General features: G+C 38.5%; 14 protein-coding genes. 10 read left to right on the plus strand and 4 right to left on the minus strand.

From position 1 onward, the window contains the following. From GPDM_RS03920 to GPDM_RS03930, 3 genes are all read right to left on the minus strand, one after another. The coding region (locus GPDM_RS03920; RefSeq protein ID WP_008429168.1) for a hypothetical protein at nucleotides 1-437 on the minus strand (437 nt) is incomplete at its 3' end. After that, nucleotides 437-640: a YlaI family protein gene (locus GPDM_RS03925; protein ID WP_008429170.1), complete on the minus strand. Its 204-nt coding sequence runs from the start codon at nucleotides 638-640 to the stop codon at nucleotides 437-439. The genes GPDM_RS03920 and GPDM_RS03925, both read right to left, overlap by 1 nt. A 12-nt stretch (nucleotides 641-652) precedes the next feature. Further along, on the minus strand, nucleotides 653-1159 hold the full coding sequence (locus tag GPDM_RS03930; RefSeq protein WP_008429172.1) for a hypothetical protein: 507 nt from the start codon (nucleotides 1157-1159) through the stop codon (nucleotides 653-655). A 169-nt stretch (nucleotides 1160-1328) separates the two neighbouring features. On the opposite strand from GPDM_RS03930, the gene GPDM_RS03935 reads away from it, so the two are divergent. The 3 genes from GPDM_RS03935 (at nucleotide 1329) to pyc (ending at nucleotide 6369) form a co-directional block, all read left to right on the plus strand. Then, the gene (locus tag GPDM_RS03935) at nucleotides 1329-1610 is read left to right on the plus strand and encodes an Fpa/YlaN family protein (protein WP_008429175.1); all 282 of its coding nucleotides are present in this window, start codon (nucleotides 1329-1331) and stop codon (nucleotides 1608-1610) included. 136 nt (nucleotides 1611-1746) lie between these two features. After that, on the plus strand, nucleotides 1747-2913 hold the full coding sequence (locus tag GPDM_RS03940) for an FtsW/RodA/SpoVE family cell cycle protein (RefSeq protein WP_008429176.1): 1167 nt from the start codon (nucleotides 1747-1749) through the stop codon (nucleotides 2911-2913). A 15-nt stretch (nucleotides 2914-2928) separates the two neighbouring features. Then, on the plus strand, nucleotides 2929-6369 hold the full coding sequence (pyc, locus tag GPDM_RS03945; protein WP_008429178.1) for a pyruvate carboxylase: 3441 nt from the start codon (nucleotides 2929-2931) through the stop codon (nucleotides 6367-6369). Between the two features lie 35 nt (nucleotides 6370-6404). Here pyc and GPDM_RS03950 read toward each other — a convergent pair whose 3' ends face one another. Then, entirely contained in the window at nucleotides 6405-7367 is a 963-nt protein-coding gene (locus tag GPDM_RS03950; RefSeq protein WP_008429180.1) for a COX15/CtaA family protein, read from the minus strand. A 303-nt stretch (nucleotides 7368-7670) separates the two neighbouring features. On the opposite strand from GPDM_RS03950, the gene cyoE reads away from it, so the two are divergent. The 7 genes from cyoE to GPDM_RS03985 all read left to right on the plus strand — a co-directional run bounded on the left by cyoE (nucleotide 7671) and on the right by GPDM_RS03985 (nucleotide 14287). After that, entirely contained in the window at nucleotides 7671-8588 is a 918-nt protein-coding gene (cyoE, locus tag GPDM_RS03955) for a heme o synthase (protein ID WP_008429182.1), read from the plus strand. Between the two features lie 51 nt (nucleotides 8589-8639). Further along, on the plus strand, nucleotides 8640-9737 hold the full coding sequence (gene coxB / locus GPDM_RS03960; RefSeq protein WP_008429184.1) for a cytochrome c oxidase subunit II: 1098 nt from the start codon (nucleotides 8640-8642) through the stop codon (nucleotides 9735-9737). Between the two features lie 29 nt (nucleotides 9738-9766). After that, nucleotides 9767-11647 carry a cytochrome c oxidase subunit I gene (locus GPDM_RS03965; RefSeq protein ID WP_008429186.1) on the plus strand — a complete coding sequence of 627 codons (1881 nt, stop codon included), beginning with the start codon at nucleotides 9767-9769 and terminating at the stop codon, nucleotides 11645-11647. Beyond that, on the plus strand, nucleotides 11637-12263 hold the full coding sequence (locus GPDM_RS03970; RefSeq protein WP_008429188.1) for a cytochrome (ubi)quinol oxidase subunit III: 627 nt from the start codon (nucleotides 11637-11639) through the stop codon (nucleotides 12261-12263). Before GPDM_RS03965 ends, GPDM_RS03970 begins: the two co-directional genes overlap by 11 nt. After that, nucleotides 12263-12595 (plus strand): cytochrome c oxidase subunit IVB, encoded by a 333-nt coding sequence (ctaF, locus tag GPDM_RS03975; protein WP_008429190.1) that lies wholly within the window; start codon nucleotides 12263-12265, stop codon nucleotides 12593-12595. Before GPDM_RS03970 ends, ctaF begins: the two co-directional genes overlap by 1 nt. 280 nt (nucleotides 12596-12875) lie before the next feature. Next, nucleotides 12876-13799 carry a cytochrome c oxidase assembly factor CtaG gene (gene ctaG / locus GPDM_RS03980; RefSeq protein ID WP_008429192.1) on the plus strand — a complete coding sequence of 308 codons (924 nt, stop codon included), beginning with the start codon at nucleotides 12876-12878 and terminating at the stop codon, nucleotides 13797-13799. Nucleotides 13800-13825: 26 nt separating this feature from the next. After that, complete coding sequence (locus GPDM_RS03985; protein WP_008429194.1) at nucleotides 13826-14287, plus strand: DUF420 domain-containing protein; 462 nt, start codon at nucleotides 13826-13828, stop codon at nucleotides 14285-14287. Nucleotides 14288-14291: the final 4 nt, after the last annotated feature.

Raw genomic sequence — 14291 nt, forward strand, 5'->3', positions numbered from 1 at the left:
TCGTTTTTGCGTTCAAATGTTTTGTATAGAATTGGTAATAATAATGAATATGTTAAATGGCCGAATACCCAGTATAAAAACGCACTCCAGTCATTAACTGCTGGCACATCCGCATTGATCGCAAGATCCGCAAGTAAAAAGTAAAGGAACGGAAAAGGAATCGACATAAGCAAACTAAGAATCACCAATTGACCGAATGTATATTTGCGGCGTTTCGCTAAAAACACGAAAACAATACCAATAATTAATGAAATACTCATGTGAAAAATGAATTCTGTAACCTCTGACCATTGTACATCACCTATTATCGGAACAAAATCAACATTTAACAGGAGTGTATATACTTGTTCTCCGGTAACTGATTGAACCCATTTTAGTAAAATGCCTAAAATCAGTCCGCTCCAAAATCCGATCCAGAGACCTTTTAAGAGCTTCATCAGAAATCATCCTCAATGCTACGAGAACTTCGGTAAAAGCGGAAAGATCCAGTTGCTAAGCGCTCTTTTGTTCTCTCTGTTATGCGATCGTGGCATTCATCACACATATGGGTATGAATAGGTCTGTTACGTAGGCGTTTTGCCTGAAGTGTATCATCGACTAACTCTTCAATTTTATCGCAGATTACGCATTTTACTCGCATGCTTTATCACTCCTATTCGACTCGGATGGCTTGGATATCGGTAATGGGGTTATCTTGGTTAGATCCATCCGGAAGAAGTACATGAACAGGGCCATCTTCTTTTAATGGTTTTCCGTGATCGCTAAACTTAAATATTAATTGTGCAGCGTGTTCAATCGGAAATTCAAACTCACCGTGCAATGTTTCAAAAACCACACGTTTTGCGTGTTCAAAAGGTTCTGCATTTAAAAGGAAGGGCTTAAACAAAATGCCAAAAGTGCCGGTTAGCATTTCTTTTTTTTCTTTGCTCTTGTATGTTTTTTCTGAATTCAAAGTAGGGGGTACAACATTCCCTTCCATAATTTCTCGAGACCAATGTTCGCCCATCCCGCGTTTGTACTCTTCAAGTTCATCTTTTTCAATCCGTTCTTCTTGAAAATACGTTTCTAAATTCAATTTGCGGTCGTCAAAAATCCATACAGTTGGATCAAGAATCAATTTAAATTTCACTTCACCTTTAAAAGGTATGATAAATTCCATGGGTAAACCCTCCATTTAGATAGTTACTCTTTTAATAGTATACCTTTTCGTGTCAAGTTCCTAAAGTGATTCATCTCTTTCGTCTAAGAGGCTTGCATTTTCCCTTTGTAAAAGATACACTTTAAACAGGAAAATAGAGAAGAAAACTCATAAAAATGGGGGAGTCCTCATGGAACATACAGAAGAACAAACATACCATTTGAAGGCTTTAGAACTCCTCAAAGCGGATGCAGAGAAAATCGAGCAATTAATCAAGGTGCAAATGGATCACTTAACGTTACCATCTTGTCCTTTATATGAAGAGGTGCTGGACACCCAAATGTTCGGTCTATCACGCGAAATTGATTTTGCGGTTAAGCTCGGTCTAATCGAACGTGAGGCTGGAAAAAATTTAATGGATACGCTAGAAAAGAAACTTTCAATTCTTCATGATGCGTATACAAATAAATGATCTAAAACTCAAACGAATTCTGTTTGAGTTTTTTTGAAATTTTAGGGAAGTATTTACTTTATTTATTACTTAAAATGAATCTTCGCAACAGCTCCCGCTTTTCTCGTTATTCTATTAAATTAAAAGAGGTATAAAAATGAAATCTTACATCAAGAAGTACGCAAAATACTTTGACTATCCTTTATTTTTTACTTATTTGGCTTTAACGATATTTGGACTAATTATGATTTACAGCTCTAGTATGGCGTGGTCGGTCAATTATTATGGCTCTGAGCCCGATCGATTTTACATACAACAATTAATAAACTTAGCTATTGCATTTCCGGTCTTTGCGATGGCAGCAGTTTTTCCGTATAAGCACTTTAAAAAACGATGGATGATGAAAACCATCTTAATCGTTGTCTTTACCGGATTGATCGCTGTTCATTTTATCGGTTTTGCTGCTGGGGGAGCTAAAAGTTGGATTAGCTTAGGATTTGCGAATATCCAACCTTCTGAAGTGGCGAAAGTCGGGATAATTCTTTACTTATCTGGCGTATTTGCTAACAAATACAAAAATGGCACCATTAATAAATTAAACGAGTCTATTATACCTCCCGTTATTATCTTAACGCTTGTATTATTTTCAGTATTTCTGGAACCCGATCTTGGGTCCATGTTGATTATTGGTGCAGTAGGGTTATCGGTGATGTCGGCTAGTGGGGTTCGTTTAAAACCATTTATTCGACTTTCAGCAGTCTTTGTAGCAGCAGCATCTATTATTATTATTCCTTTTATGATTTTTGCTGGAGATCGAATTTTCACTGAAAAACGTCTAGGTCGATTAGATGCTTTCTTTAATCCGTTTTCGGATGAGTTAGGATTTGGGTTCCAAATCGTTAACGGTTATTTAGCAATCGGCTCTGGTGGATTGAGTGGCTTAGGATTGGGACAGTCGATTCAGAAACTAGGATACCTTCCAGAACCGCATACGGACTTTATCATGTCGGTTATAGCTGAAGAGCTAGGCGTATTAGGTGTAGTCTTTGTTTTAGGTGGTTTAGGGTTTGTCGTATTACGTGGTCTTTGGATTGCTATGACGACTCATGATCCTTTAGCTAGAATGTTAGCGGCCGGTGTTGCAAGTATGATTGGTATCCAATCTTTTGTGAATTTAGGGGGCTTAACTGGGATTATTCCATTAACTGGAGTAACACTTCCTTTTATCAGCTATGGCGGAACTTCTGTAATTTTGTTATCTTTATCTATGGGAGTATTAATGAATGTTTCCATGTTCAACAAATACGAAAAATCGAAAAAGTAAAGGGTGTGCTGCGGTGTGAAGAAGATTGACAAAATCTTGGTGGCCAACCGCGGAGAAATCGCTATTCGGATTTTCCGCGCTTGTACAGAACTGAAAATTCAAACAGTTGCAATTTATTCTCAAGAAGATAGTGGTTCATTTCACCGCTATAAGGCTGATGAATCCTATTTAGTAGGTAAGGGCAAAAAGCCGATCGATGCGTATTTGGATATTGAAGATATTATCCGTATTGCAAAAGATTCGAATGTAGATGCAATTCATCCAGGCTACGGCTTTTTATCGGAAAACGTGCATTTTGCAAGACGTTGTGAAGAAGAAGATATCATCTTTATCGGTCCTACTTCAAAACACTTGGATATGTTCGGTGACAAAGTTAAAGCTCGTACTCAAGCAATTGCCGCTGGTATTCCAGTTATTCCAGGTACAGACGGCCCAGTTGAGTCTTTAAAGGAAGTTGAAGAATTCAGTAAAACAGCAGGTTTTCCATTAATGATTAAAGCATCTCTTGGCGGCGGAGGCCGCGGAATGCGTATTGTCAGATCTCAAGAAGAATTAGCATCCTCTTATGAACGTGCAAAATCTGAAGCAAAAGCTGCTTTTGGATCAGATGAAATGTATGTCGAAAAATTCGTTGAAAAACCTAAACATATTGAAGTTCAAATTTTGGGAGACTCAGAAGGAAACGTCATTCACTTGTATGAAAGAGATTGTTCAATTCAACGCCGTCATCAAAAAGTTGTAGAAATTGCCCCTTCTAACTCAATAAGTAACGAATTGCGCAACGAAATTTGTGATGCCGCAGTTAAATTAATGAAAAATATAGACTACATAAATGCCGGCACAGTCGAATTTCTTGTAGCTAACGATGAATTTTACTTTATTGAAGTAAATCCACGTATTCAAGTAGAGCATACGATTACAGAAATGATCACTGGAATTGATATTGTTCACGCGCAAATTCATATTGCAAGAGGACATATGATTCACAGTGAAGAAGTAGGCATCCCACAACAAAGTGAAATTCCATTATTTGGTTTCGCGATTCAGTCGCGTGTCACTACTGAAGATCCATTAAATGATTTCATGCCTGATGCTGGGAAATTGATGGTTTATCGCTCAGGTGGTGGATTTGGCGTACGTTTGGATGCAGGAAATGGTTTCCAAGGAGCAATAATCTCACCTTATTATGATTCGCTATTGGTGAAAGTTTCGACTTGGGCATTAACGTTCAAGGAAGCTGCAGCTAAAATGGATCGTAATTTACAAGAATTCCGAATCCGTGGGATTAAAACAAATATTCCATTTTTAGAAAATGTGGTAAAACATAAGAACTTTATAAAAGGCGAATTTGATACAAGCTTTATCGATACAACGCCAGAATTGTTTATATTCCCAGTGCGACAAGACCGTGGAACTAAGTTACTGAGCTATATCGGTAACGTAACGGTCAACGGTTTCCCAGGGATTGAGAAGAAAAACAAACCAATCCATACGGCTCCGCGTAAACCAGAAGTGGATTTATTGGCTCCGGCACCAAATGGGACGAAGCAGATTTTCGATTCACAAGGAGCAGATGGATTAACTAAATGGATTCACGAACAAAAAGATGTATTGATCACGGACACTACATTCCGCGATGCGCACCAATCGTTGCTTGCTACACGTGTTCGCTCGCATGATTTGTTTGAAATTGCGAAAGAAACTGCTCGTTTGCAACACGATTTGTTTTCTCTTGAAATGTGGGGAGGCGCCACTTTTGACGTATCTTACAGATTCTTAAAAGAAGACCCTTGGGAACGTTTGATCAAACTTCGTAAAGATATTCCAAATGTCTTGTTCCAAATGTTGTTCCGCGGTGCGAACGCAGTAGGTTATAAAAATTATCCAGATAATGTTATTCGTGAGTTTGTTCGTAAATCGGGAGATGCAGGAATCGATGTTTTCCGAATTTTCGATAGTTTAAACTGGATCAAAGGTATGGAAGTGGCGATTGATGAAGTTCGTCAATCTGGCAAAATTGCAGAAGCTGCGATTTGTTACACAGGAGATATTTTAGATCCGAGTCGAGACAAATACACGGTGCAATATTATAAAGATATGGCAAAAGAATTAGAAGCAGCAGGCGCACATATTTTAGCGATTAAAGACATGGCTGGTCTGTTAAAACCAGAAGCGGCCTATCGTTTAGTCTCTGAACTTAAAGATACTGTGTCATTGCCAATTCATCTTCATACACACGATACAAGTGGTAACGGCATTTATATGTACTCGAAAGCAATTGAAGCTGGAGTAGATATCGTTGATACAGCTCTTGGATCGATGGCAGGACTTACATCACAACCAAGTGCAAGTTCGCTTCATTACGCGATGAGCGGTGGTAACCGTGAAATTCGATCAAATGTGAAAAATCTCGAAAAAATGTCTCATTATTGGGAAGATGTTCGTAAATACTATGTTGATTTTGAAAGCGGCATGAATAGCCCGCATTCTGAGATTTATGAACATGAAATGCCAGGTGGACAGTACAGCAATCTCCAACAACAAGCAAAAGCTGTAGGATTAGGATTGCGTTGGGAAGAAGTTAAATCGATGTATTCTCGCGTTAACATGTTATTCGGAGACGTTGTAAAAGTGACACCTTCTTCAAAAGTAGTAGGAGACATGGCACTGTTCATGGTGCAAAACGAGCTAGATGAAAAAACGGTAATTTCTCGTGGGAAAACAATTGACTTCCCAGAATCAGTTATTGAATTCTTTGAAGGGTATATTGGCCAGCCACATGGTGGATTCCCAGAAGATTTGCAGAAAGTCATCTTGAAAGAACGTAAGCCAATTACCGTTCGTCCAGGTGAACTTTTAGAACCAGCAGATTTCGATGAAATCAAAAAGACTTTATACGATAAATTAGAACGTCCTTTAACAAGCCATGAAATTTTAGCTTATGCGCTATATCCGAAAGTATTCGATGAATACACAGCTACCAATATTCAATTTGGTAATGTTTCCGTTCTAGATACATTGACATTCTTATACGGAATGAGATTAGGCGAAGAAATTGAAGTGGAAATTGAAAAAGGCAAGACTTTGATGGTTAAGATGGTTTCTATAGGCGAACCGCAAAAAGACGGAACGCGCATCATCTACTTCGAGTTAAACGGTCAACCTCGTGAAGTCAGCATTCAAGATATGACCGTAGAAGCGGATAGCACAGCAAAACCAAAAGCTAATCCGACAAACGAAAGTCATATTGCGGCGACTATGCCAGGAACTGTTTTAAAAGTGCTCACAGAAAAAGGAGCCAAAGTTAAACGTGGCGACCATCTACTTGTAACAGAAGCCATGAAAATGGAAACGACTGTTCAAGCACCGTTTGACGGAACGATCCAAAATATTCATGTAGTTGCCAGTGATGGCATTTCAACAGGCGATCTATTGATCGAAATGGAGAAAAAATAAAAACAAGGTAGGCGCATCATGCGCCTACCTTGTTTTTATTTAGAATTTGTTTTTATTCGACTTCGCGATACCAGTAATACCATATAGCATAATAAGCCAAAGAGCATTGAAATTAGCAACGAATGCAGAAGTGCAACAACTAAATTGAGTTTTGTCAGGACCACGAGCATACCTGTTGTTGCTTGAAGAAGGACGATGATGAAAGCGATGGTCCATCCCCAATAAATAACCCGTTGATCTTTGTAATGCTTTATAGCATGCCAAGCAATATAGCCTAGCCAAATCACGATCAATCCGGCTGCTGCACGGTGACTCATTTGCACCCATTCGTACATATTGCTAGGCAATGCAAAATCGTCATTTCGGCATAAGGGCCAATCAGAACAAATAAGACTAGAATCTGTATGGCGAACTAAAGCGCCCGTATAAACGACAATATAAGAATATAAAGCGACCCCAATGGTGTGGAAACGCAATTTTTTGCCGATTTGAACTCGATCTGCATCAAACTTACGGTCGACTTCAAAAATCAAAAGTGTTAATAACAAGATAGATGCAAACGAAAGTAAAGAGATTCCGAAGTGGAGGGCGAGTATAAAATCACCTTGTCCCCATAGCACCTGTGCTGCACCAATTAATGCCTGTAATACTAAAAAGAAAACAGCCATAACTGCAAGGAATTTTGTTTCTCGAACATGTCCAAATTTTCTCCAAGCCCATACCGCTAAAATTACGATTAATATACCAACGACTCCAGTAACAAGACGATGAGAAAATTCAATTAGCACTTCAGTTGTAATATTGTCTGGAATTAATTTGCCATTACAATCTGGCCAATTTCGTCCACACCCCATACCGCTGTCGGTCTTAGTAACAAGAGCGCCGCCAAGAAGTATCAACAACATGCCTATTGTGGCTGCGACGGCAAACCATTTTATATATCTATTTTGCTGCAAAATACCACCTACTTTTTCTATAGAAAACTTTTCAACGTCCATATACCTGCATACTCGATAATAGCGAATATTACCTCATAATACAACGAGAAATCAACAATAGTAGAAACTTTCAAGATTTGGACATAATAACTGCCGCTTCACAAACTGTTCAAAAACTATTTTTTTTCTATCTTAAAATAGTGTAAGTGTTAAGGTATGATAGGAGATGCATAGAGTGAGACGAATTACGTGAAAATCATCTCTTTTATCAGGAAATTTCAGTTATATGTAGAAAAACAACTGGAATTTAGATATAGTTATGGTTAGCGGAATATGCTTACAACTTTGAAAGGAGGGACTTATATGTCAAATGGCCGGGCAATGTCTGCAGATGCACACGAGGAACCGGAAGCGTCAACATTTCTTAAAGACTTTTTGGCACTTATCAAAATTGGAATTGTTAATTCTAATTTAATTACAGTCTTTACAGGTTTGTGGCTCGCATTTCAGTTTTCCGACAGACATTTTCTTAATGAGCTGGATATCCTTGTCTACACCATTTTCGGTTCAGCGCTGATTATTGCAGGATCTGCGGCGATGAATAACTATATTGATACGGATATAGATCCTTTAATGGAAAGTAAGAAAGGGCGTCCTACAGTAACAGGAAGATTCAAGCCATCAGCTGTCTTTGCACTAGCTATTTCTTTCATCGTTATAGGCGAAATATTTTTGTTCTCCGCTTCTGTATCGGCTGGTGTTTTAGGGATTGCCGGGGTTTTAGCTTATGTCGTTTTATATTCCATGTGGTCAAAAAGACGTTATGTCAGCAACACGATTGTTGGGAGCATCTCTGGTGCGATACCACCACTAATCGGATGGGCTGCAGTGGAACCGACACTTGGAGTGGGTGCTTGGGCATTATTCTTAATTATGTTCATTTGGCAGCCGCCGCATTTTTATGCATTGGCTATGAAACGAACAGAAGAGTATCGTGCAGCGAATATTCCAATGCTACCGGTAATAAAAGGTTTTCACCGAACAAAGAAATCGATGCTTGCATGGGTTGTAATGCTTTTCCCTCTACCATTCCTATTAATGGAACTTGGGACAGGCTTTATCATCTTAGCTACACTTTTAAATATCGGGTGGCTAGTATTGGCTATTCGAGGATTTAAAGCGGCAGATGATTTGAAATGGGCGAAGACAATGTTTATCTATTCATTGAACTATATGACCATTCTATTTGTTTCGATGATCATTTTTGCTGTTTTCATCTAAAAACCATTTCTAAAAAGAAACTATTTAAATGAGAGAGGGGTATGACAAGCTATGATGAAAGGAATTAAAAAATGGCGACTTTTCGCATTAATGTCCACGTTATTAGTATTTCTTGCAGGATGTGGGCGCGAAGAGATTTCGACATTAATACCAGCAGGTAGAGTAGCTCAAGATCAATTTAACTTGTTGATCTTATCATCAGTTATAATGACGTTTGTTATCGTTGTTGTATTGATTATATTTATTTTAGCTATTGTTAAATTCCGCCGTTCAAAAGTGGGAGAAGACATGATTCCTGAACAAGTTGAAGGAAGTGCGAAATTAGAATTTATTTGGACAGCGATTCCGATTGTCCTTCTATTAATCCTTGCAGTTCCAACAGTTTATTCAACTTTCGACTTAGCTGATGTTTCAACAATGGACGTCGAAGCGAAAGATGGTAATTCTTCTCACTTAACAGTAAACGTAACAGGTAAACTTTACTGGTGGGAATTTGAATATCCTGAACAAGGGATTGTAACTGCTCAAGAGTTGGTTGTACCAACAAATGAACGCGTATACTTTAACTTGATTTCAGCAGATATTAAACACTCATTCTGGATTCCATCTATTGGCGGTAAATTAGATGTAAACCCTGAAAACGTCAACACTTTCTACTTAGAATTTGACCAAGAGTCTTCAGAACTTGAAGATGGCGTATTTTATGGTAAATGTGCTGAGCTTTGTGGACCTTCTCACGCGTTAATGGATTTCAAAGTGAAATCAGTTGATCGTGAAGAGTTTGACCAATGGGTAACAGCAATGCAATCAGAAGAACCAGCTGCAGTTGAAGGAGCTCTTGCTCAACAAGGCGAAGAATTGTTCGGTCAAGATGGATTAAGCTGTATCTCTTGTCACGCAACTTCTGGTGTCGGTCAAGGTAATCTTATGGCTGGGCCAAACTTAGCAACATTTGGTGATCGTAACCGCGTTGCTGGATACTTAGAGCACAACGAAGAAAATCTTAAAAATTGGATTTCTAATCCACAAGAATACAAGCCTGGTAATTTAATGCCTGATGTAGCTACATTAAACAATGGTGAAAAATTATCAGATCAAGAACTTGATGCTCTTGCAGCTTATTTAATGGGCTTATCGGTAGAAGAGTAGAATAAAGTTAAAAAAGGGAGGTTAACAGTGTGAGTTCTATTGCTCAAAAAAAGGGCTTCGGCGCTACAATATGGGACTTCATGACAACGGTCGACCATAAGAAAATTGCAATTCTGTATCTCATGTCAGGAGGTTTCTTCTTCCTAGTCGGTGGTATTGAAGCAATGTTGATCCGTATCCAGTTAGTTAAAGCAGGAAATGATTTCCTAAGTGCTGGAACATTTAACGAAGTTATAACAATGCACGGTACGACGATGATTTTCTTGGCATCAATGCCGATATTATTAGCTTTCATGAACGCGGTTATGCCATTGCAAATTGGTGCGCGTGATGTTGCTTTTCCATTTTTAAACTCACTAGGATTTTGGTTATTCTTCTTTGGTGGGATTTTCTTAAACCTTTCTTGGTTTATGGGTGGTGCACCAGATGCAGGTTGGACGAACTATGCTTCGCTAGCACTGGCATCAGAAGGTCATGGTATTGATTTTTATACACTAGGGTTAACGATATCTGGTTTTGGTACGTTGATCGCAGGGATTAACTTCCTTGTAACGATTATTAATATGCGTGCGCCAGGTATGACTTATATGAGAATGCCATTGTTCACGTGGACAACTTTTGTTGCTTCCGCTTTAATCTTATTAGCATTCCCACCACTTACTGTAGGACTTTTCTTCATGGTCTTTGATCGTTTGTTTGGAGCAAGTTTCTTTGCAGTTGAAATGGGCGGTAACACGATTATTTGGGAACATTTATTCTGGATTTTCGGTCACCCAGAAGTTTACATTTTGATTTTGCCAGCTTTCGGTATTTTCTCTGAAATCTTTGCAATCTTTTCTCGTAAACGTCTTTTCGGATACACTGCACTTGTTTTCGCTACAATCCTAATCGGATTTTACGGATTCATGGTTTGGGCTCACCATATGTTCACAGTCGGCTTAGGGCCAACAGCTAACGCGGTATTTGCTTTAGCGACAATGATCATTGCTGTTCCAACGGGTATTAAGATCTTTAACTGGTTATTAACTATTTGGGGTGGGAACATCTCGTTCTCAGTACCAATGATTTATGCTGTAGCTTTCATTCCTACATTCGTAGCGGGTGGGGTAACAGGAGTAATGCAAGCAATCGCGCCTTTGGATTACCAATTGCATGATTCTTACTTTATCGTAGCTCACTTCCATTACGTTATTGTCGGTGGTGTTGTATTGGCAATTTTAGCAGGTACACATTTATACTGGCCAAAAATGTTTGGAACGATGCTTAGTGAAAAATTAGGTAAATGGACATTCTGGTTCTTTTTCCTTGGATTCCATTTAACGTTCTTTATTCAGCATTTCTTGGGCTTAATGGGTATGCCACGTCGAGTTTACACGTTCGGAGCTGACCAAGGTTGGGATCTATTCAACGCAATCAGTTCGTCTGGTGCAATTTTGATGGCAACTGGTGTCATTATTCTCCTTGTAAACGTTGTAATGACGATTGTTAAAAATGAGCGTATCGGCAACGACCCATGGGGCGATGGCCGTACACTAGAATGGGCAATTCCATCTCCACCGCCATTTTATAACTTTGCACAAACACCATTAGTTCGTGGTCTTGACACGTACTGGATCGAAAAAATGGATGGCAACAAAAAAGGTATGATTTTTGCTGAACCTCTTGGCGATATTCACATGCCAAACGGTTCTATTATTCCTTTCGTAATTTCATTAGGGATGTTTATCGCGTCATTTGGCGCTTTGTACTTCATGGACGGTAAGCCTTGGGCGTTAGCAGTATTAATTGGCGGGTTGACATTAATGTTCGCTTCGATGTTAGTGCGTTCGTTGAAAGATGACTTAGGCTTCCACATTACAAAAGCAGAATTACTAGAAGATGCGAAAGGAGGCAACACAGATGGACATTAATCAAAAATATACTCCCCAATCTTGGCCAGATCATCCTGAAACGGCTACGTTGGAAGGGAAAAATAAGTTTGTTGGTTTCTGGTTGCTTCTAGCTGCAGAAACAGTAACATTTGCTTCACTTTTTGCAACATACCTTGCATTAAAAGATAAAGGACCAAGCGGCATGGAATTTTCAGCCGCTGGACTTTTTGAACTACCGTTAGTTTTTGCAATGACGATGATTCTTTTAACTTCGTCTTTGACTAGTGTTTATGCAATGCACCATATGAAAAACTATAACTTTAAAGCCATGCAAGCTTGGCTAGCCATTACTGTTTTGCTTGGTTTAACATTCTTAGGCTTAGAGATTTATGAGTTTAATCACTATGTCCATATTGGATTTGGTTACACAAACAGTGCATTTAGTTCAGCGTTCTTTACACTTGTAGGAACACACGGTGCTCACGTATTGTTTGGTCTTAGCTGGTTTATCGCATTAATGCTTCGTAACGCAAAACGCGGATTGAACATGTATAATGCACCGAAATTCTATCTTGCTTCTTTATACTGGCATTTTATTGACGTAGTTTGGGTGTTCATCTTTACTGTCGTCTATTTGATGGGAGTGATCGGATAATGGCACACGATACACATGTACATGTAAGATCGCAAGCAGAATTCGAATACGTTAAGAAAAAAAGAGCAGAAGAAATGAGAGGCCATTTGGCAACATTCGCAATTATGATTTTCCTGACATTAATTGCATTTACAATGGTTGCTGCTGGATTCTCAGTTTACTTGATCGTACCAATCATCCTATTATTGGCTGGTATTCAAGTAGTTCTTCAACTTTATTACTTCATGCATATGAGTGGTAAAGGACATGGTATGATCGCGTTCTTTATGTTCTCTGGTATGTTTGTAGCTTTTATCACGGTTCTAACATTTGTTACAATCATTTGGTGGTAGGCTCTAGTTTAAACCCCTTACCTTTAACGGTAAGGGGTTTTTTTATGAATTTGGTTAAAGGTATGGAAACAAGCCTTTAAGTGATTTTAAAGGCATACTAAAGAAGATTATGGTTAAATTTTTGATTTGCTTAAGAAAAGAAGTCTTGTTTAATTCAAAATGGTTAAGGCTTTGCGTTTAGCGTTAATTTTTTTGCAATTAATTGTTCATAGTTCGTTCATTGATATAGTTTGCTAGCAGCTATATAATGAGGGTACTTGAGGAAAGGAGGTACCATAACATGCCGATTAGTATCTTCGGATTTCAAGCTTTATGGAGTCCCGTTTACTTAGCAGTCCTCGTTTTGGTAACGATTTTATATTTCTTAACCACTATAAAGTGGCGCAGTAAGTTTAAAGAAAATCAACCGCTTACTGCTAAAGAAGCTACTTTTTTTGTTTCAGGAATGGTTTTGCTTTATATCATAAAAGGTTCACCAGTCGATTTATATGGCCATATTCTATTTACCATGCATATGGTTCAAATGGCGTTATTGTTACTTTTAGCGGTTCCGTTATTAATTATGGGCATTCCAACATATATTTGGAAAACCTTTATCGTTCTGCCGGTTATTAAACCATTGTTCAATTTCTTTGCCAACCCAATGTTAGCTTTAATATTATTTGGTATGGTTTTCTCGTTTTATCACATTCCAATGGTTTTTGATTTTGTGAAAAAAGATATGATGCTACATGGTGCGGTCAATATTGTGTTGTTCTTGTCGGCTTTCTTTTATTGGTGGCCAGTAGTCAACAATGTTGAAGGAATGCATAAATTTCATGGTTTGAAAAAATTGGGTTATTTGTTCGGCCTAAGTGTTTTAGTAACTCCAGCTTGTGCAATGATTATCTTTAGTGGTACGCCTTTTTACGCTACTTATACAGATGGTGAAGCATGGTTACAAGCTATGGCATTGTGTGTGCCAGCAGGAACCTTATCGCAGCTGAATTTATCTGGTCCAGAGTTATTTTCAAATATGTCAACGCTTGAAGATCAGCGTACAGGCGGAATTACAATGAAAATTATTCAAGAACTTGTTTTCACAGCTTTCATTTGGATGGTTTTCCATGAATGGTTGCGTAACGAAACAGATAACGCAGATGAAATTACTGCGAAAACTTTGCAAGATCGAAAAAATATGGATTACCATAGACACAACGCATAACGAACCATAAAGGAGAATAACTTATAATGAATTTGCCGCTTTTGCCTACGATCAGTACATTTTTTATAGTATTAAGTGCAATTTTAGTAGCGATTGGCTGGAATTTAGTTCGTCGTCGTAAAATTGAAGCTCATAAGAAAGTCATGGTGGCAGCAGGGGCTGCTGCATTAACGTTCTTTATCATCTACATGTCTCGAACGATATTCATTGGAAATACCGCATTTGGTGGACCTGATGAGCTAAAGTTATTTTATACAGTATTTTTAATATTCCACATTACATTGGCAACAACAGGCGGCATTATGGGCTTGATCACGATTTACTGGGGATGGAAAAACCAATTGGCTAAACACCGTAAAATTGGGCCTTTCACAAGTATCGTGTGGTTCTCTACAGCTATAACAGGTGTTATGGTCTATTTATTGCTTTACGTATTTTATGAAGGCGGCCATACAACTTCAGTGTTTAAAGCCATTTTAGGTGGATAAAAAA

Origin of the sequence: Planococcus donghaensis MPA1U2, from assembly GCF_000189395.1 — a bacterium.
Taxonomy (GTDB): Bacteria; Bacillota; Bacilli; order Bacillales_A; family Planococcaceae; genus Planococcus; species Planococcus donghaensis_B.

Coding starts and splice junctions, on each gene's coding strand:
- coxB (WP_008429184.1), top strand. CDS start 8,640: ATGATGAAAGGAATTAAAAAATGGCGACTTTTCGCATTAATGTCCACG.
- GPDM_RS03935 (WP_008429175.1), top strand. CDS start 1,329: ATGGAACATACAGAAGAACAAACATACCATTTGAAGGCTTTAGAACTC.
- GPDM_RS03950 (WP_008429180.1), bottom strand. CDS start 7,367: ATGGACGTTGAAAAGTTTTCTATAGAAAAAGTAGGTGGTATTTTGCAG.
- GPDM_RS03970 (WP_008429188.1), top strand. CDS start 11,637: ATGGACATTAATCAAAAATATACTCCCCAATCTTGGCCAGATCATCCT.
- GPDM_RS03930 (WP_008429172.1), bottom strand. CDS start 1,159: ATGGAATTTATCATACCTTTTAAAGGTGAAGTGAAATTTAAATTGATT.
- cyoE (WP_008429182.1), top strand. CDS start 7,671: ATGTCAAATGGCCGGGCAATGTCTGCAGATGCACACGAGGAACCGGAA.
- ctaG (WP_008429192.1), top strand. CDS start 12,876: ATGCCGATTAGTATCTTCGGATTTCAAGCTTTATGGAGTCCCGTTTAC.
- GPDM_RS03985 (WP_008429194.1), top strand. CDS start 13,826: ATGAATTTGCCGCTTTTGCCTACGATCAGTACATTTTTTATAGTATTA.
- ctaF (WP_008429190.1), top strand. CDS start 12,263: ATGGCACACGATACACATGTACATGTAAGATCGCAAGCAGAATTCGAA.
- GPDM_RS03925 (WP_008429170.1), bottom strand. CDS start 640: ATGCGAGTAAAATGCGTAATCTGCGATAAAATTGAAGAGTTAGTCGAT.
- GPDM_RS03940 (WP_008429176.1), top strand. CDS start 1,747: ATGAAATCTTACATCAAGAAGTACGCAAAATACTTTGACTATCCTTTA.